Source organism: Capnocytophaga sp. H4358, assembly GCF_002302515.1.
GTDB lineage: Bacteria > Bacteroidota > Bacteroidia > Flavobacteriales > Flavobacteriaceae > Capnocytophaga > Capnocytophaga canis.
On record NZ_CP022380.1, the window covers coordinates 1,563,834 to 1,582,445 of the forward strand.

13 protein-coding genes are annotated in these 18,612 nt (G+C 39.5%); 9 read left to right on the top strand and 4 right to left on the bottom strand.

Annotation, left to right across the window (positions count from 1 at the left end; translation table 11 throughout):
• Positions 1-238 precede the first annotated feature (238 nt).
• From CGC49_RS06685 to CGC49_RS06720, 8 genes are all read left to right on the top strand, one after another.
• Positions 239-1,261 carry a hypothetical protein gene (locus CGC49_RS06685; protein WP_157909011.1) on the top strand — a complete coding sequence of 341 codons (1,023 nt, stop codon included), beginning with the start codon at positions 239-241 and terminating at the stop codon, positions 1,259-1,261.
• 84 nt (positions 1,262-1,345) lie between these two features.
• Positions 1,346-2,515, top strand: a complete 1,170-nt coding sequence (locus CGC49_RS06690) for a gliding motility-associated C-terminal domain-containing protein (RefSeq protein WP_095912199.1) — start codon at positions 1,346-1,348, stop codon at positions 2,513-2,515.
• Between the two features lie 372 nt (positions 2,516-2,887).
• Positions 2,888-3,535 (top strand): hypothetical protein, encoded by a 648-nt coding sequence (locus CGC49_RS06695; RefSeq protein ID WP_095912200.1) that lies wholly within the window; start codon positions 2,888-2,890, stop codon positions 3,533-3,535.
• A gap of 16 nt (positions 3,536-3,551) precedes the next feature.
• Complete coding sequence (locus CGC49_RS06700; protein ID WP_095912201.1) at positions 3,552-6,029, top strand: DUF4982 domain-containing protein; 2,478 nt, start codon at positions 3,552-3,554, stop codon at positions 6,027-6,029.
• Between the two features lie 369 nt (positions 6,030-6,398).
• The gene (gene cdd / locus CGC49_RS06705; RefSeq protein WP_042009606.1) at positions 6,399-6,878 is read left to right on the top strand and encodes a cytidine deaminase; all 480 of its coding nucleotides are present in this window, start codon (positions 6,399-6,401) and stop codon (positions 6,876-6,878) included.
• 103 nt (positions 6,879-6,981) lie between these two features.
• Positions 6,982-10,371, top strand: coding sequence for a hypothetical protein (locus CGC49_RS06710; protein WP_157909012.1), 3,390 nt, complete (start codon positions 6,982-6,984; stop codon positions 10,369-10,371).
• A gap of 129 nt (positions 10,372-10,500) precedes the next feature.
• Positions 10,501-11,049 carry a hypothetical protein gene (locus tag CGC49_RS06715; protein ID WP_157909013.1) on the top strand — a complete coding sequence of 183 codons (549 nt, stop codon included), beginning with the start codon at positions 10,501-10,503 and terminating at the stop codon, positions 11,047-11,049.
• Between the two features lie 270 nt (positions 11,050-11,319).
• Entirely contained in the window at positions 11,320-12,192 is an 873-nt protein-coding gene (locus tag CGC49_RS06720) for a helix-turn-helix domain-containing protein (protein ID WP_232745162.1), read from the top strand.
• A gap of 70 nt (positions 12,193-12,262) precedes the next feature.
• Here CGC49_RS06720 and CGC49_RS06725 read toward each other — a convergent pair whose 3' ends face one another.
• The 3 genes from CGC49_RS06725 to CGC49_RS06735 all read right to left on the bottom strand — a co-directional run bounded on the left by CGC49_RS06725 (position 12,263) and on the right by CGC49_RS06735 (position 14,559).
• On the bottom strand, positions 12,263-13,231 hold the full coding sequence (locus CGC49_RS06725) for a N(4)-(beta-N-acetylglucosaminyl)-L-asparaginase (RefSeq protein WP_095912204.1): 969 nt from the start codon (positions 13,229-13,231) through the stop codon (positions 12,263-12,265).
• A 96-nt stretch (positions 13,232-13,327) separates the two neighbouring features.
• A complete protein-coding gene (locus CGC49_RS06730) occupies positions 13,328-13,819 on the bottom strand; it encodes a YqiA/YcfP family alpha/beta fold hydrolase (protein ID WP_095893805.1) in 492 nt (163 codons plus the stop codon).
• Between the two features lie 50 nt (positions 13,820-13,869).
• Entirely contained in the window at positions 13,870-14,559 is a 690-nt protein-coding gene (locus tag CGC49_RS06735; protein WP_042005336.1) for a Crp/Fnr family transcriptional regulator, read from the bottom strand.
• A gap of 186 nt (positions 14,560-14,745) precedes the next feature.
• Here CGC49_RS06735 and CGC49_RS06740 point away from each other — a divergent pair, with 186 nt between their 5' ends.
• Positions 14,746-17,145, top strand: a complete 2,400-nt coding sequence (locus CGC49_RS06740) for a heavy metal translocating P-type ATPase metal-binding domain-containing protein (protein ID WP_095893807.1) — start codon at positions 14,746-14,748, stop codon at positions 17,143-17,145.
• 146 nt (positions 17,146-17,291) lie between these two features.
• Here CGC49_RS06740 and trpB read toward each other — a convergent pair whose 3' ends face one another.
• A complete protein-coding gene (trpB, locus tag CGC49_RS06745; protein WP_095893808.1) occupies positions 17,292-18,494 on the bottom strand; it encodes a tryptophan synthase subunit beta in 1,203 nt (400 codons plus the stop codon).
• Positions 18,495-18,612 lie beyond the last annotated feature (118 nt).

Consider the following 18,612-nt stretch of genomic DNA (forward strand, 5'->3'; position numbering starts at 1 on the left):
TTGATTTAAAAAAGTATGATACATAGAAAAACAAATAATTTTTTGATTGTGTTATAAGAAGTATGATGAAAGTATCTTTGTCAGGCTGAGCAAAGTCCGTGAAAACGGAGTATGTGTCGAAGCCTTTTAGTGATGAGGCTTCGACTTCGCTCAGCCTGACAACCAGAATTTTATAACATAAGTAATTTTTAACGTAAACAATTAAATATAAATATTCATTTTTTAAATTTTTATTATTATGAGAAAGTTAGTATTAAGTATGGCTTTTGCCATCGTATCGGCAGGTGCTTATGCACAAACGACACCTTGTACCGCTGACCAAAACAAACCTCAAATAGGTACTACTTACACGTATGAGGTAAATACCACAAACAATGGGTTTACAGGAAATGGTAAATATCACTGGTATATTACCCAACAAGCAGACTTACTTAACGGAACAAAAGAGAGTGCTACAAACAATTTTTTTGATGTTGTTGCTGGTGACGCAACTTATGACGATGCAGACAACGCTAACAAACGATTAAAATTAACTTGGAAACCCGATGCCTTAACCAGTGGGAATCCCTTTTATTTGGTTATTAAATATACAGAAACCAAAAATAATTGTGAGTCCAACAATATGAAAGCTATGAGAATAAAGCCGTTAAATAATTTCAAGTTAAAGGTAACACCTGTTAAAGACGCTGACGGGGCTGCGTTTAATGCAGGAGAAGAAAAAGTATGTGCGGCAGGTATCTCTTCTGCTCAGGTTCTTGCTAACGGAAAAGTGAAATACGAGTACGGAAAAACAACACTCTACTATAAGGTAGAAATGAGTGGATATGTAGGTAATTGGAAACCTACGATTTCACTTCCCGAACTTCAAGGAAAAACAGGAACAGACGCTGAGTTTGTAGGAAGAAAGTACGAATCCGTAGAGTGGAAAGCAGGAGGAAGTACTTTTGAAACTTTTAGCGATGATTTTGTAGCAGGAGCTTCTGTAACAAATCTATTGGCAAAAACGGCTACCACGCAAAGTTCGTTTATATTAAAAATAGTGGTAAATAACGGGACATACGAGGGGCTTACAGATGAGAATATATCCTTGTCAACCAAAGGTAATATGATTCTTGCAAACAATAGTTTAGGAGCGAGAGACGTTAAGGACGATTGTTCTGATATAACAAATGACAGCGACAATAGAAAAGGAACACAAGTCATTTTAGCAAGACCTGAAATTCAAGCTCAATCAGGAGGGTTTATCATCCAAATTCAATAAAAACTTAAAAAACTTTCTCTATACAAGGTATAATTTCCCGAAGATTTTCAGTATTCGGGAAATTATATCCTTTGTATAAACAATATGTATCGGCATAACAGACATAGCGTTTCGTTGCTGTTGTGGTTTTGCTTATGGCTTTGTTTTTGGGGCGGTGTTTCGGCTCAAAACACAGGCTTAGTAGGGCAAACCACCACATTGTCAATAAGTGATGTACCTAATGGTACATACACGTGGGAACTCTATGTGCCTACGCCGAACCTTGATTTTACTAAAACGGCAGGAAACTGCCCGCCGTCAAAAGCCGTGTTTGTGGGTGGCAATAGCAGTCCGCAAGTGCAAGTACAATGGCTTGAAGCGGGGACGTATTACTACAAAGTAAACGTCAATGATGGGTGTAGTAACAACACCAAAATAGGGGTTATCACCATAATGGGTGAGGTTACTCCTCCTAAAATACAAATTACGTACGATTGCCATAAGGGTACTGCCCAACTAAACGCCTCTGGATATACTGGGGCTTTGGTTTGGAGTACGGGCGAGACCACCTCGTCTATTAGCGTTAATACCAAAGATATTCCACAAGGGCAATCGGTTACTTATTGGGTGCGTCAGACACTTAACGGAGTACAAAGCGAACCTACTTCGGTAGCTATCGAACGAAATACACCACCTAATCTGCCCAATGCGTCCAATTTCCCAGCCCGAATTTATTTGGGGCAATCGGTAAGTTTGGCAAGTGTGTCTTGCGGTAACGATAAAGTACAATGGTTTACCGATTCGGCTCTTACGCAGGAAATTACGGCTTCGGAAATCCATCCTACCCGAAATACGACTTATTATGTGGTTTGTAAAACCGATACGGGTTGCCAAAGCGATGTGGTAAGCCTACTATTAGAGGTGGTAGCAAAACCGCCTTGCGATGATTTATTTGATAAGATGTTTATCCCCAATGCTATTTCGCCTAATCAAGATGGTGCTAACGACACTTGGGAGGTGGAAGACCTTAAAAAATATTACGAAAGTTGCAAACAGAAAAACGTGGTGCGTATCTTCAACCGATGGGGCGTAAAAGTATATGAAAAAGAAAATTATATGCTTGACAACCAGCGATTTGGAGGTCGTTCAGAGCATTCAAGAACCCTTGGCAAAACTCATTTGCCTGATGGTACTTATTTCTTTGTAATTACCTTTGAAGATGGAAAACAAAAAACAGGGTATCTATACGTAAAAGGACCTGGTTTTGAGTTTTAACATCTGTAAGCTATTTTTCATCATGAAAATATCCTAACGAAAGAAATGCGTTTTTTTAAATAGTCCGTATGCTTAAAGCATTTAGTAAACGCTATATCTAAAAAGCAACTATTTGATTAACAACACTTTATCTCTCAAATAGCTATTTTATAGGCTTTTGTTTTTTTAAGATTGCTTCTTCTGAAAAAATACGTTATCTTTGTGACCAAATAAAAAATGGGAAGTGATGTAAAAAGTATGATACCTTAAAAAAAGAGGACATTTCTGTCAGGCTGAGCGAAGTCGAAGCCCTGTAATGATAAGGCTTCGACTTCGCTCAGCCTGACAATCAGAACTTCCATCATACTTTTTACAACACGACCAAAAAATGATATGAAAAAGCGAGGTATATTTATTTTGGTTTTTCTTCTGAACTTTGTTTGGGTGGGTTGCTTGAAAAATGAAGCAGAAGATGTTGAGACGATAGTTGAATTGACAATCTATCCGCAGACACAAAGTGGCAAGCACGTGCTTTCTGATATTTGGACAGAAGCCATCGTTTATTCTGATAATGAGGATAATAGAAAACAAGATGCTTTCCATACCATCATTGAAGGAAAAGATAAATTATCATACGAACGAGGATTTCAATATACATTCAAAGCCAAGAAAACTTGGATGAAAAAAAATCCTCCGCAAGATGTTATTCCCATCAAATATGAACTTTTAGAACTTCTAAAAAAAGAAAAAATAATCACCCAAGACACTTCCGAAGAAATAGAGTTGGTGGTAAACCCGCAGAAAGTGAAATTTTATAAATCGTATCCTATTGAGTTAGACGCCAACGGAAAACCTATATTATATGACGCTCTTTTCTGTCTGGACAACCAAACGAAAAAGCCCGTCATACTCCAAGAAATCAAAAATTTTGAGTTTGAAACGGGCTATCATTATCTTTTAAAGGTAAATAAACTTACAAAAGCCACTCCTTTTTCCGTTTCTTACGAACTTATAGAAATAAAATCAAAGAAATTACCATAAAATCATTCATTTTCTTATGAAAAACATATTTTTATCAACCATTTTAGTGGGAATGAGTTCCATGAGTATCGCACAGACCTCGCAAACTCTCGAAAAGAATTGGAAATTCACGCGTGAGGATAACAAAAACTTCTCGCAAATTTCCGTAAATGACAAAAAATGGCAAAATGTAGTTGTGCCTCACGATTGGGCGATTTACGGACCTTTTGACATTGAAAACGATGTGCAACGCACCGCCATTAAGCAGGACGGACAAGTAGCTCCCATCGAGCATTCGGGGCGTACGGGCGGACTTCCGTTCGTAGGTGTGGGTTGGTACCGAACTTCATTTGATGTGGCGGATTTCAATTCCGACAAAAAAGTTTTCATCAAGTTTGATGGAGCAATGTCCAACGCCGAAGTATTCGTAAACGGGGAAAAAGCAGGAGAATGGCACCACGGATACAACACTTTTTTCCTCGATGTTACTCCTTTTGTGAAAGCCAAAAACAATACCTTGGCAGTTCGTTTGGAGAATTTGACGCAGCAATCACGTTGGTACCCAGGTGCAGGGCTCTACCGAAATGTACACGTGATTGTGAAGAGCAAAACCCATATCCCGATTTGGGGAATTCAGCTAACAACTCCTGAAATTGAGAAGAATTTCGCTAAAATTCAGCTAAAAACCGAGATAGAAAGTCAAAATCTGTCTAACATTGAAGTAGAAACCGAAATTTTTAATCCGAAAGGAGAAAAAATTGCTTCTGACAGAAAAAAATACAATGAATTTATTGTCAATAATAAAATTCAACAAGATATTTATGTAAAAAATCCTGTTTTGTGGGACATTCAGCAACCTAATTTGTACAAAGCAGTTACAAAAATATATGAAAACGGAACGCTGAAAGACACCGAAACAACCACTTTTGGTATCCGAAAAATCGAAATCAAACCCAACGACGGATTGTATCTCAACGGAAGAAAAATCAAGTTTCAAGGCGTGTGTATGCACCACGATTTGGGAGCGATTGGGGCAGCGATCAATGAAGCGGCTATCCGTCGTCAGATACGAATTATGCAAGATATGGGCGTGAACGCCATTCGTACGGCTCATAATATGCCAGCTCCTGAATATGTGCGTATTGCCGATGAAATGGGAATGATGTTGGCTTTGGAGAGTTTCGACGAATGGGCAATTCCGAAGGTAGAAAATGGCTACAATCGTTATTTTAAAGATTGGGCAGAAAAAGATTTAACCAATTTGGTACGTCATTTTCGTAACAACCCGAGTGTGGTGATGTGGTTCATCGGTAACGAAGTAGAAGAACAAAGCGTTCAGGAAGGAGCCAAAGTAGCACGTTGGTTACAAGATATTATCCACAAACACGATGGTACACGACCTGTTTCCAACGGAATGGACAGACCCGACCACGTTTTCAAAAACAATATGGCGGCAACTATGCAGGTGGCAGGTTTCAATTATCGTCCGTTCCGTTATCAAGAAGCCTACAAATTGTTGCCTCAACAGATTATTTTGGGAAGTGAAACCGCTTCAACTATCAGTTCACGAGGTGTTTACAAATTCCCTGTGGAAAGAAAATCAATGCCAAAATATCAAGACCAACAAACCTCTTCCTATGATGTAGAACATTGCGGTTGGTCAAATTTGCCAGAAGATGATTGGATTCAACACGAAGATTTACCTTACACTATTGGCGAATTTATTTGGACAGGATTTGATTATTTGGGTGAACCGACTCCGTATTACGTAGAATGGCCTGCTCATAGCTCATACTTTGGTGCGGTGGATTTGGCAGGACTTCCTAAAGATAGATTTTACCTTTACAGAAGCCATTGGAACAAAGAAGCCGAAACGCTACACGTTCTACCACATTGGAATTGGGAAGGACGTGAAGGACAAGTAACTCCGATTTTTGTTTATACAAATTATCCTTCGGCAGAGGTTTTCATCAATGGAAAAAGTCAAGGGAAACGCAGTAAAGATTTGAACATTCCGCTTGATGGAAGTTACACCAAAGAAGCGCAGCAATCGTTTGAGCGTCAGAAACGTTATCGCCTAATGTGGCTCGACACCAAATACGAAGCAGGTGAAGTAAAGGTTGTCGCTTACGACAAAAACGGAAAAGCCGTAGCTGAAAAAATTGTAAAAACAGCAGGGAAACCACATTCACTTCGCCTTACTGCCGACAGAAATGTAATTACTGCCGACGGAAAAGACCTTTCATTCATTACCATAGAGGCGGTGGACAAAGACGGAAATCTGTGCCCTAATGTAAATGATTTGGTTACTTTCAAAGTAAGTGGAGCCGGAACGTATCGTGCGGCAGCTAATGGCGATGCCACCTCAACCGACCAATTCCATTTGCCAAAAATGCATCTTTTCAACGGAAAATTGGTAGCCATCGTACAATCAAGCGAAAAAGCTGGAGAAATCACTTTCGAAGCCAAAAGTAAAGGATTGAAAACTGCTGTAATTAAAGTAAAAACCAAATAGAAATAACTTTCCACAGGTAACACGGATTTTGTTTTTCTTCTGTGTTTTTGGTACTTTGCCAAAGTCTTAAAACTTTGGCAAAGTGCTTTGAATAGAAAGCCTACGGGGTTTTTAAATCCAATTTATGGAAATGATATGTTTTCTTTTCGACCTTGAAAGATCGAAAAACGGTTCAAATAAACGAATCAGAGGCTGATAATTTTCCTGCGTTTCACCTAAAGAAATCACATAAAATATTCCTGTTTTCAAAAATAATACGTAACTTTGCGAAAGTAATCATTTAGTCAAACGTATTTTAAACCAATTTACAAGCCTTGCTGAATTCTGTTTGTGGCAAGAGTGTTGGTTTTGAGTAACGGTTTTTTTGTTATGGAGAAACAACAATTGACCATTCGCTACACAACTTACGAACATATTTCTGAACTTCCGGAAGAGGTGCAAACCCTTATGGCTGAGGCTGTAAAGGCAAGGGAAAATGCGTATGCGGTTTACTCCAACTTTAAGGTTGGTGCGGCTGTTCGGTTGGAGAATGGTGCCATTTGCATAGGCTCCAACCAAGAGAATGCGGCTTATCCGTCGGGCTTGTGTGCCGAGCGTGTGGCAATTTATCAAGCATCGACTCAGTTTCCAAACGAAACGATTCAAGCCATTGCCATTTCCGGTACGGCGAAAGCACCCACCGACCAACCCGTGTCGCCTTGTGGTGCGTGTAGGCAATCACTTTCGGAGTACGAAATACGACAAAAAAAAGCCATTCCCGTTTATTTTATGGGAGCCTGTGGAAAAATCATTCAAACGGATTCCATTAAGGATTTACTGCCTTTTTTGTTTGACGGTAGCCTTTTGTAAGGCTCAAAACACAAAACCCACTTATTTTTTTGGAAGTTTCTTGCTTTTTTGTTTACTTTTGCAGGATTTATTACTTTTTTTTGATATATTAACCTTAAGCAATATGAAAAAACATATCTTTTTGTTGGTGCTTACCCTTGTGGTGGCATTCAGCGCAGGACAACTCGGCTATGCTCAGACGAGCTACGCCAAGACGATCACAATTGATCAGCCAAACACAGTAAAGTCAATCACTGAATTTGCTGAGGAAGACTTCTCTACAACAGAATCCATTTTTACACGAGTGCTTGTCAAAAATGGCATGAGTTTTGAGGTAGAATTTCCATCTCACTATACCAATGTATACAGGAACTATGGAAAATTTACTATTATTACTGGAACAAATGGGAAAACGCGCCTCAGATTTACTGGAGCTGGAGGCTTTAGCTGTAGCTATGAGACCATTGTGGGAGGAGTGACCAAAGTCCGAAGAATCGCTGGAGATGTCAATTATTATTGGATTTGGCAACTTAATGGACAAGACCTAGATGATAATGCTATTTTACGCATCAAAAACAGTACAAATACACACTCAAGATCAGCTTCTCAAGTTTCTGATAATCAGACAATTAATGTTTCAACTAATAAAAGTTCTGCTGTATGGTGGGATATTGCTCCAGAAGGTTCAACAAATTTTGTATATTTGTATGAAGACAAAAGTAATGAAAAAATACACAAAATTTTATCGGATGCTAAGGATAAGTTTCCTGGAGAAAGTAATTTTATATTACGATTATCTTTTGATGACAATACAAGCAATCTCTTAAACAACGGAACTTATGGAGGTAATACATTTCGATATCTCACTCTCAAAGATGAGCGTACCGTTCAATATACACTTACCACCGAAAGCCATCACCCTACGTGGGGTACGGCACAACCCGCCACCCAAACCGTAAATGCAGGTACAGAGGTTACCTTACAGGCTACCCCAAAAACGGGCTATCGCTTTGTGGGTTGGGCTGTGGGTACGCCTTCTTTTATCGTAGCCAATGACAATCCGTACCAACCTGCCATCAATGAAAACGTGCGTTTTATTGCTGTTTTTGAGCCTTTGCCTTTACAAATTACTGCCAACAGCAACAACACGGCTTGGGGTAGCGTATCTCCTGAAAATCAAACCCTTAATGCAGGTCAAACCGCAAAAGTAACAGCCACGCCCGTAGCACCACATAAATTCAAACATTGGATAAACACAGCTACTCAAGCGGTGGTTTCTACCCAAGCGGAGTATAGCTTTACCGTAAACGAAAATAGCAGTCTTACCGCTGTTTTCGAGGAGGGCGTTTCTACCTACAAAGTAACAGCTAAGAGCAACAACACGGCTTGGGGTAGTGTATCTCCTGAAAGTCAAACCCTTAATGCAGGTCAAACGGCAAAAGTAACAGCCACGCCCGTAGCACCGCACAAATTCAAACATTGGATAAACACGGCTACTCAAGCGGTGGTTTCTACCCAAGCGGAGTATAGCTTTACCGTAAACGAAAATAGCAGTCTTACCGCTGTTTTCGAGGAGGGCGTTTCTACTTACAAGGTAACAGCTAAAAGTAACAACACGGCTTGGGGTAGTGTATCTCCTGAAAATCAAACCCTTAATGCAGGTCAAACGGCAAAAGTAACAGCCACGCCCGTAGCACCCCATAAATTCAAACATTGGGTAAACACGGCTACTCAAGCGGTGGTTTCTACCCAAGCGGAGTATAGCTTTACCGTAAACGAAAATAGCAGTTTTACCGCTGTTTTCGAGGAGGGCGTATTTACGTATAACGTAACGGCTAAGAGCAACAACACGGCTTGGGGTAGCGTATCTCCTGAAAATCAAACCCTTAATGCAGGTCAAACGGCAAAAGTAACAGCCACGCCCGTAGCACCGCATAAATTCAAACATTGGATAAACACAGCTACTCAAGCGGTGGTTTCCACCCAAGCGGAGTATAGCTTTACGGTAAACGAAAATAGCAGTCTTACCGCTGTTTTCGAGGAGGGCGTTTCTACTTACAAGGTAACAGCTAAAAGTAACAACACGGCGTGGGGTAGTGTATCTCCTGAAAATCAAACCCTTAATGCAGGTCAAACGGCAAAAGTAACAGCTACGCCCGTAGCACCACATAAATTCAAACATTGGATAAACACGGCTACTCAAGCGGTGGTTTCTACCCAAGCGGAGTATAGCTTTACCGTAAACGAAAATAGCAGTCTTACCGCTGTTTTCGAAGAGGGTGTTTCTACTTACAAGGTAACAGCTAAGAGCAACAACACGGCGTGGGGTAGCGTATCTCCTGAAAATCAAACCTTTAATGCAGGTCAAACGGCAAAAGTAACAGCCACGCCCGTAGCACCACATAAATTCAAACATTGGATAAACACGGCTACTCAAGCGGTGGTTTCTACCCAAGCGGAGTATAGCTTTACGGTAAACGAAAATAGCAGTCTTACCGCTGTTTTCGAGGAGGGCGTTTCTACTTACAAGGTAACAGCTAAAAGTAACAACACGGCTTGGGGTAGCGTATCTCCTGAAAATCAAACCCTTAATGCAGGTCAAACCGCAAAAGTAACAGCCACGCCCGTAGCACCGCATAAATTCAAACATTGGGTAAACACAGCTACTCAAGCGGTGGTTTCTACCCAAGCGGAGTATAGCTTTACCGTAAACGAAAATAGCAGTCTTACCGCTGTTTTTGAGGAGGGTGTTTCTACCTACAAAGTAACAGCTAAGAGCAACAACACGGCTTGGGGTAGTGTATCTCCTGAAAATCAAACTCTTAATGCGGGTCAAACAGCAAAAGTAACAGCCACGCCCGTAGCACCGCATAAATTCAAGCATTGGATAAACACGGCTACTCAAGCGGTGGTTTCTACCCAAGCGGAGTATAGCTTTACCGTAAACGAAAATAGCAGTTTTACCGCTGTTTTTGAGCAGGGCGTTTCTACTTACAAGGTAACGGCTAAAAGTAACAACACGGCGTGGGGTAGCGTATCTCCTGAAAATCAAACCCTTAATGCAGGTCAAACCGCAAAAGTAACAGCTACGCCCGTAGCACCGCATAAATTCAAACATTGGATAAACACGGCTACTCAAGCGGTGGTTTCTACCCAAGCGGAGTATAGCTTTACCGTAAACGAAGAAATATCGCTTACGGCTGTTTTCGAGGAAGTGATTTTACTTGACCCTAATGCGGTACTTCCGCATCTGACAGACTTAGACACGGCTGTACTGAAAACAGGAACGCCTCAAACCTTTGTGTGGGAAGAAATGCCTCAAAATGCGACCAACTTCAAAGCTACGCTTATCGATATGAGCAATGCTTCGGCAGTCACAGCCCTTGTAAGCACAATTGACGCCACACAAGCGCAACTTGAGTTTGCCAAAGCAGGTACTTTTACCCTTATGATTCACTTTGAAGTGTTAGGCGTTTCTTACACAGTAAGTTATGACGGTATTGTAGTTAAATAGTAATCCTAAAAATTATAAAGAAATGAGACATCAACATATCATAAAATCGTTATTATTGCTTTTTGTAGTAGCTTTAACGGCTTGTAGTAAAGAAGAAGATACTCCCACACCTGCCCCCACACCCCCGATATGCAATTGACCCTTACGGAAGTGTCACTTATGCAAGGGCTATACACACAGGTGGGGCTTAGCAATGCCTCGCAGGTGAGCATCACCCCCAACACTTCCGATGTTGCCACCCTAACCCACGAAAAAGGACAACTCAACATACGGGCAACAAAAGCCGGAAGCGTTACCTTTAAAATAACCGATGCTACCAATAGCAAACGTTCGGTAAGCCTCAAAGTGAATGTAGTTCCTGTCAAATTCGGAATTATGGAAAACATCGGCGGCGTGATGAAAGTAGAGACCAAATATCGGTATCAAACCCCGAAAACGTTGCACACGGCAGTTTCCGCAACCGACAGAAAGACGCATTTCTTGAAATTAGAGCTTCCTACGGCGTGGAAAGAGGGCGAGGCAACTACGGTGCTTTACAAAGATGCATCGGCTACTCAACCCAACCCGATCAAAGCCTCTGTGTTGCAGTTGTATCGTCAGCAAGGGTTGCCTTTGGTGGTTTATTTGGTTTCGGAGGATAAAAAACAGTACTTTGTATTCCCGATATTAGAAAAATAGAACGGATTTCAATCTTAGATTTATGATAAAACCACATAGGGACATAGAAAAAACGATGTTTCTATGTGGTTTGTTTTTAAGAAAATGTATTATGCTGAAAATGAATGCTTCCACATTACCTTTCGCCGACTTTGCCTCCAATGCTATTTTTTCGTGAGGGGAGACGCTTCTGTTCTTATCAGTACCTTTGCAAAATGACGTAAAAAAGGCGTATTAAAAATTAGAGTAAAAAGCTGAAATCCTCATATCTTTGCGAAAAATAGGAAACCTATGAATATTGAAAAACTATCACAAAAAATTAAGGAATTACGAAAAATGAAATGTCTTTCGCAAGAGGAATTAGCAACCCAAGCAGGAGTTTCTCTCCGAACCATTCAGCGTGTGGAAAAAGCAGAAAACACACCGTCAGGAGAAACTTTAAAACGTATACTAACCACTTTGGGTACTTCATACGAAACACTTATTGCTGAGACTATAACCGAAAAACCCTTACGAACCCTACAAGGTGTAAAAGAGTATCTGCATATTTTCAATGATAAACTGATAATCAATAGGTCTGTTATTCCTGAAAATATCACAAAAACTTATGAGAAATCTATTTCGTATTTGTTTAAGACGTTAGGTGTTGTATTTATTGGAACATTATTATTTTCTATAATAGCCGTTGTACTTTTCTTTTTAGACAACACTGATTTGGCTATTTTTGCAGCAAGTTTAGCAATCACATTTCTCATCACTGCCTTCCTTATGATGCGATTTTCTTCAGGAATTCCATATATTGAACGTAAACGTATTGTAGCAACAAAAATTGAAAAGATGAGCTTAGGCTCTGCTAACTTCATCGTGATTTATAGAGACGGAAAACGTATTAAAGAAAGAGTCATCGCTTTCAATCCTAATAATTTAACGTTTATTCAACAAGAATTAATTTCTGAAAGTCTCCTAGAAAATGATAAAGTAGGTAGGAACTATGACTTTCTATTTATAATTCTTTTTATACCTATTATATCTGCAACAACAGGACTTTCCGATAGATTTGGAACATCCATTTCAATATACGGCTTGGTATGTGCCGTTGCTATAATAGCCAAGGTTATCATAAAATCAATTCGAAATAACAAAAAATACGCTCAATCACTTTAATTTTTTAAAATACAAAACGCACCAAATAGCTCAATTTATTTGGTGCGTTTTTTACATTTATAAAATCGTTTTACTCCATCATATACGTAGCATCAATGAGTGTATTTTGTTGGTTTTTAGATTGTAATGCATAGTTAAATCCTTTACGAACACAAAATGCCCCAATTTCACCACTCTTACTCAAAGCGATAAATCCTACTTGCAGATGCTCCAATTCGGGGGTATTTTTATACAAATCATAAATGCGTTTGGTCACGATTTCACAAGCATCTTGCGGAGATTTTCCGTGTCGCATCAGCTCTACCACTATCGCACTACCCGCCGTACGGATAACCGCTTCGCCCAAACCCGTTGCTGCGGCTGCACCTACCTCATTGTCCAAGAACAGCCCTCCACCGATGATGGGTGAATCGCCTACTCTACCTGCCATTTTCCAAGCCATTCCGCTGGTGGTACAAGCCCCTGAAAGATTTCCGTTTTCGTCCAATGCCAACATACTAATCGTATCGTGGTTTTCAATATTGATAATAGGCTTATATTGAGAGGTTTTCAGCCATTCTTCATAAGCTTTCTTTGACTTTTCAGTTAGTAAATCTTCTTCTTTAAATCCCTGTGAAAGAGCAAATTGCTTAGCTCCGTCACCCACGAGCATTACGTGAGGCGTTTTTTCCATTACCAAACGAGCCACCGAAATGGGGTGCTTGATATTTTTCAAACAAGCTACCGAACCCGCATTGTTTTGGCTGTCCATAATACAGGCGTCGAGCGTCACGTTTCCTTCTCGGTCTGGATATCCGCCATAACCTACCGATGTTTCTTCGGGGTCGGCTTCGGCAGTCATCACGCCTTTTTCAACCGCATCTAAGGCACTTCCGCCCGAGGCGAGAATTTTCCAAGCAGCATCGTTAGCAGGTAATCCATGATTCCAAGTACTGATAACCACAGGTTTAACAATAGTTTTTTCCTCTGTATTTTTCGTAACCGTTTGATTACAAGCTGATAGAAGAACGCATAAACTTACAAAATACGCTTTTTTCATTTTATTTTATGGTTTTTGGTTTTATTTTTCGTGTTTCATTTCAAAACAGTCATTTCTTGCTAAAATCGCTCTGTTTTTCAAAAAAAACAATCTGTTCTATCTGATTTGAGTAAAGAAAAATTCCACTTCCTTTCGGAAAATATCAATGTCATACGAATGTTGCATTGTATTAGTGAAATGAATATTAATGTTTTGATTTTCAGATATATCCTCTTTTATAATTTCGATAGATTCCCACGCTGAGATAATTTTGTCTTGTCCTCCAACTACAATTTGCATATACTCTTTATAGTTCTTGTTGAACGCGGTGGGTATAGGCATTTCGGCTCTGAATGTCAATGCTGGGTTGAATAATAGACATGGTTTTTGTAAATATTGAGCCAAGTAATACGCCACCAATCCTCCCGCACTCGACCCTATGATAGCTTCGATGTCAGCATAATTTTGTTGGAGTTTTTGAAACAAATTAGGCGTGTTTTTATAGTCAATGGTAGGGCCTTCGACCGTTCCATAGGTTTGCAAAACAGCTCTTCGGTCGTCCTGCAATAGGCTGTCCAATCCGTGTAAGTATAGAAGTCTGTTTGTCATATTAAAATTAAGTTTTGACAACCAAGTTCAGAGATGCAATATATTAGCCTTTACATTCCTTGTGAAGTTTTATCTAATTGCTTTCTATTCAACACTTTGATTCGTTTTGCTTTGGTTTCTATCCATCCGTTTTTGGTAAATTCAGATAGCATCCTGATGAGAGATTCAGTGGCAGAGCCTATCATTGTTCCGATTTCTTCTCTTGAAAGTTGCATATTGATATATCCATCATGGTCTTTTCCAAAGATTTCTTCCAAAAACATAAGGGTATGTGCAAGTCTCTGTTTAACAGTTTTTTGTGCTAAGTCGAGGATAGCATCGTCGGCTTGTTTGAGTTCATCGCATATATTTTTAAAGAGTTCCGATGAAAAAAAGTGATTTTCGGCAAAAGAGTTTTGAAAGTCTTCTTTTGGAATCAAACACGCCTGTACGTCGGTTAACGCTGTTGCGGTAAGACTTACGGGACGTTTGGTAATAATACTTTTTTGCCCTAAGATATCACCTTTGGTAACAAATCGCACTATTTGGTTTTTTCCTCCAAAGCTCAACTTAGTAAGTTTACAAAAGCCTTCGCTGATGCAATAGACCCCCGGTAGCATATCACCTTCCTCAAAAATAACCTCTCCCTTTTTTATGACTATGGATGTTTTATGTTCTGATATACAGCAAAGTTGCCCTTCGTTTAAGGTTTTTAACGCATTCTGATTTCTAACAGAACATTTCTCACAGCGAGTCGGCATAAGCAGATTTGATTTTGTTTAGTTTCGCAAAGATATAAAATTAGTAATAGAAGTCATAATTTTTTTGTAACTTTGCCACTTTATATAGTAGGTAATGTGCCCGAAAGAAAATTAGCGAAAGGAGAATTGCAAGGTTTTTCTCAATCCTAATCGGGAAATGTTATTACCTAACCTCTAATGTAATTTATGTCGAATACTTGTTATCATTGTGGCAATGAATGCGATAGTCGTCCGTTGGAACTTGACGATAAGATTTTCTGTTGCTTAGGCTGTAAAACGGTCTATGAACTGTTATCAGAAAATAATTTAACTTCCTACTACGACCTTGAAAAAACCCCAGGAGCCCGTCCGGAGGCTTCTTCGGAAAAATATGCTTTCTTGGACAATGAAAAAATTGTAGATAAACTACTGGAATTTAACGACGGCAACGTTCAAGTTGTCAGTTTGTATATTCCTCATATTCATTGTAGTTCATGTATTTGGGTTCTTGAGAACTTGGATCGTTTGCACAAAGGAGTAACCACAGCTTTGGTAAATTTCCCTAAGAAAACAGTACGCATCACTTATAACGCTGACATGCTAACCCTTAAAGAGTTAGTACTTCTGTTAGCTCATATTGGTTATTCACCTTACATCAGTTTGGATGATTATCAATCCAAAAAAAACAATCCAAATCGCGATATTTACTACAAATTAGGGGTGGCAGCTTTTGCTTTTGGAAACGTGATGTTACTGTCCTTTCCCGAGTATTTTGAGGCTGATGAATTTTGGATTGAACAGTACAAGCCTTTTTTCCGTTGGCTGATGTTTTTTCTTTCATTACCCGTGATGTTTTACTCGGCTTCGGATTATTTTATTTCAGCGTATAAGGGTATCAGAAGTGGTTTTTTGAATATTGACATCCCTTTAGCTTTAGGAATTTTAGCAATGTTCGTCCGTAGTTGCTACGACATATTAACAGATTCGGGGCAAGGATTTTTCGACAGCCTTAACAGCTTGGTTTTCCTATTGTTAATAGGCAAGTTTTTTCAACAACGCACTTATGACTTTCTCTCCTTTGAGCGCGACTACAAAAGTTATTTTCCGATTGGAATAACCAAAATTCACCCCGATGGAAAGGAAGAAAGCGTTCAGGTTTACGATATTCAACAAGGCGATAGGCTACTGATTCGCAATCAAGAACTTATCCCAGTGGACGCAATTCTGATCCGTGGTGAAGGACATATCGATTACAGTTTCGTAACCGGTGAAGCTGATCCGATGCAGAAACTCAGTGGAGATAAACTTTTTGCAGGTGGAAAACAAACGCAAGGAGCCATTGAAATAGAAGCTCTTAAAGGAATTTCACAAAGCTATTTGACCCAACTTTGGAGCAATGATGTATTCAACAAAGACAAAGATGATGATTTTAAATCTTTAACAGATAAAGTTAGTAAATACTTTACCATCATCATTTTGTCCATTTCGTTAATTTCATTACTCGTTTGGATTTTACGTGCTTACTGGGGAATTTCAGCTCCTGTGATGGCACTAAACGTATTTACAGCAGTACTCATCATTGCTTGTCCGTGTGCATTAGCCATTTCAGCTCCGTTTACTTTGGGAAATATGCTTCGGATTTTTGGTCAGCGTAAATTATACCTCAAAAACAGTAAAGTAATCGAAAAAATGGCAAAAATTGACACCATTATTTTCGACAAAACAGGAACTATCACCACAGCTAATAAATCTGATTTAACCTACGAAGGTATTAGCTTAACCCCTAATGAACAGCGAGTTGTAAAGAATACATTGCGAAATTCTAATCATCCGTTGAGCCGTCAGGTCTATGACTTTTTGGAGGTTTCGGACAACTCCAAACTTATTGATAATTTCGAAGAAATTACAGGAAAAGGAATCCAAGCTACGGTTGAAGGTATTGCTGTAAAAATTGGATCAGCGAGTTTTGTAGGGAAACACGTAGAACACAACAACTTGAAGACCAGCGTACACGTGTCCTTAGATAATGTTTATAAAGGATGTTTTGTGTTCCACAATTCCTATCGCGATGGGATTTCGGAGTTGTTTACATCATTATCATCTGATTATGAAATTGTTATTCTCTCAGGTGATAATGAAAGCGAACAGATGAACTTGGAAAAAATATTACCTAAGGGTTCTATTCTTCTTTTTAATCAAAAACCTGAAGATAAGTTGCTTTACATCAAACATTTGCAAGAAAAAGGTAAAAAAGTGATGATGGTAGGCGATGGATTGAATGATGCAGGAGCTTTAAAACAAAGTGATGTAGGCATCGCTCTCTCTGAAAATGTAAATGTATTCTCACCTGCTTGTGATGGTATTATGGACGCTTCAAAAATCAAGCAATTGAATGTTTTTATGGCACTTACGAAAAAATCAATGCAAATCATTAAAGGTAGTTTTGTGCTATCGTTCCTCTATAATATGGTGGGAATAACCTTTGCTGTTCTGGGGTTACTTTCGCCCTTGGTGGCAGCCATCTTGATGCCTTTAAGTTCAATAACCATTGTTCTTTTTACTACTATTAGTGCTAATGTAGCCTCTGTCAAAAGATTAGGGAAGTAAAATACTTTGTGATTATTCTTTTTTTTGAAAAACATAAGTATTTCAATATTTCATATGTAATATATTAAAAATAAACCACATAGATATATAGTTTTTTCTATGTGGTTTATTTGAAATTTTCGGTAGTTTTCGGATAATGAATGCTTTTACATTTCTCTCTCCACGTCTTTATCTCCTCTTCCTGACAGATTTACGATTGAAAGGCTGTTTTTGTTTTTCAATAGTTTTACGGCCAATGCCACCGCATGAGACGATTCAATGGCGGGAATGATACCTTCCAATCGGGCAAGGAGTTTGAAGGATTCGATTGCCTCCTCATCGGTCACGGAAAAATAGGAAGCTCTTTGGCTGTCTTTTAGGTAGGCATGTTGTGGACTAATTCCGGGGTAATCCAATCCTGCTGCTATTGATTTTGAAGCGATTGGATTTTTGTCCGTATCAGTTAAGCAGTAGGAGTACGTTCCTTGGAAAACGATTGGAGTTCCATAATTGAGCGTAGCGGCGGTGTTGTTAGCTATGTTTTTTCCTCCGCCTTCGGCTCCGTACATTTTGACCTGAGGATCGTCAATAAAAGCTGAAAACAGACCAATAGCATTTGACCCTCCACCAAGACAGGCGATAACGCTATCGGGCAAACGTCCCTCTTTGTTTAGAATTTGTTGCCGAGCCTCGTTGCCAATCACGCTTTGGAAATATCCCACCATTTTAGGATACGGATGAGGCCCCACTTGTGAGCCTAACAAATAAAAACTATCTGGATGATTGATGTAATAGTCCAAAGCGGAGTCTACAGCATCCTTAAGTGTTTGATTTCCTGTGGTTGCAGCTACGATTTCAGCTCCCAATAGTCGCATTCGTCGAACGTTGAGAGCTTGGCGTTCCATGTCCACAGCCCCCATGAATATTTTACAAGGCAATCCCAAAAAAGCACAAGCCGTTGCGGTTGCCACGCCGTGTTGTCCTGCACCTGTTTCGGCAATAATTTCTTTAGCACCCATTTTTTTAGCTAACAAAATTTGCCCAACGGCATTGTTAATTTTATGGGAGCCAGTGTGATTCAGGTCTTCACGCTTCAAATAGATTTTTGACCCCACATATTCACTCAGGTTTTTAGCATAGTAAAGCGACGATGGCCTACCCACAAAATCTTTTAACACATCGATAAATTCGGTTCTGAATTCATCCGTTTGGGTGATCTGATCAAAAAAGTCACTGAGTTTTTTCAGTTGAGTTTCCAAAACAGGAGGCACAAACGCCCCGCCATAAACGCCATAAGTTCCGTTGTTTTCCAACATTTTAGCCACAGGTGACACCTCTGTTTGTGGCTGTTTTTTGAATTGATTTTCCATTTTAAATGCGTTTTAATTGTTAATTTCTTTATTTTTGACAACAAAAAAAGCCGTTAGGAAGACCTAACGACTTTTGTTTGTTCTTAACTTTAATTATGTGAGCGATATGATTACAATA

Coding starts and splice junctions, on each gene's coding strand:
- CGC49_RS06715 (WP_157909013.1), top strand. CDS start 10,501: ATGCAATTGACCCTTACGGAAGTGTCACTTATGCAAGGGCTATACACA.
- trpB (WP_095893808.1), bottom strand. CDS start 18,494: ATGGAAAATCAATTCAAAAAACAGCCACAAACAGAGGTGTCACCTGTG.
- cdd (WP_042009606.1), top strand. CDS start 6,399: ATGGAGAAACAACAATTGACCATTCGCTACACAACTTACGAACATATT.
- CGC49_RS06685 (WP_157909011.1), top strand. CDS start 239: ATGAGAAAGTTAGTATTAAGTATGGCTTTTGCCATCGTATCGGCAGGT.
- CGC49_RS06735 (WP_042005336.1), bottom strand. CDS start 14,559: ATGCCGACTCGCTGTGAGAAATGTTCTGTTAGAAATCAGAATGCGTTA.
- CGC49_RS06695 (WP_095912200.1), top strand. CDS start 2,888: ATGAAAAAGCGAGGTATATTTATTTTGGTTTTTCTTCTGAACTTTGTT.
- CGC49_RS06700 (WP_095912201.1), top strand. CDS start 3,552: ATGAAAAACATATTTTTATCAACCATTTTAGTGGGAATGAGTTCCATG.
- CGC49_RS06730 (WP_095893805.1), bottom strand. CDS start 13,819: ATGACAAACAGACTTCTATACTTACACGGATTGGACAGCCTATTGCAG.
- CGC49_RS06720 (WP_232745162.1), top strand. CDS start 11,320: ATGAATATTGAAAAACTATCACAAAAAATTAAGGAATTACGAAAAATG.
- CGC49_RS06725 (WP_095912204.1), bottom strand. CDS start 13,231: ATGAAAAAAGCGTATTTTGTAAGTTTATGCGTTCTTCTATCAGCTTGT.
- CGC49_RS06710 (WP_157909012.1), top strand. CDS start 6,982: ATGAAAAAACATATCTTTTTGTTGGTGCTTACCCTTGTGGTGGCATTC.
- CGC49_RS06740 (WP_095893807.1), top strand. CDS start 14,746: ATGTCGAATACTTGTTATCATTGTGGCAATGAATGCGATAGTCGTCCG.
- CGC49_RS06690 (WP_095912199.1), top strand. CDS start 1,346: ATGTATCGGCATAACAGACATAGCGTTTCGTTGCTGTTGTGGTTTTGC.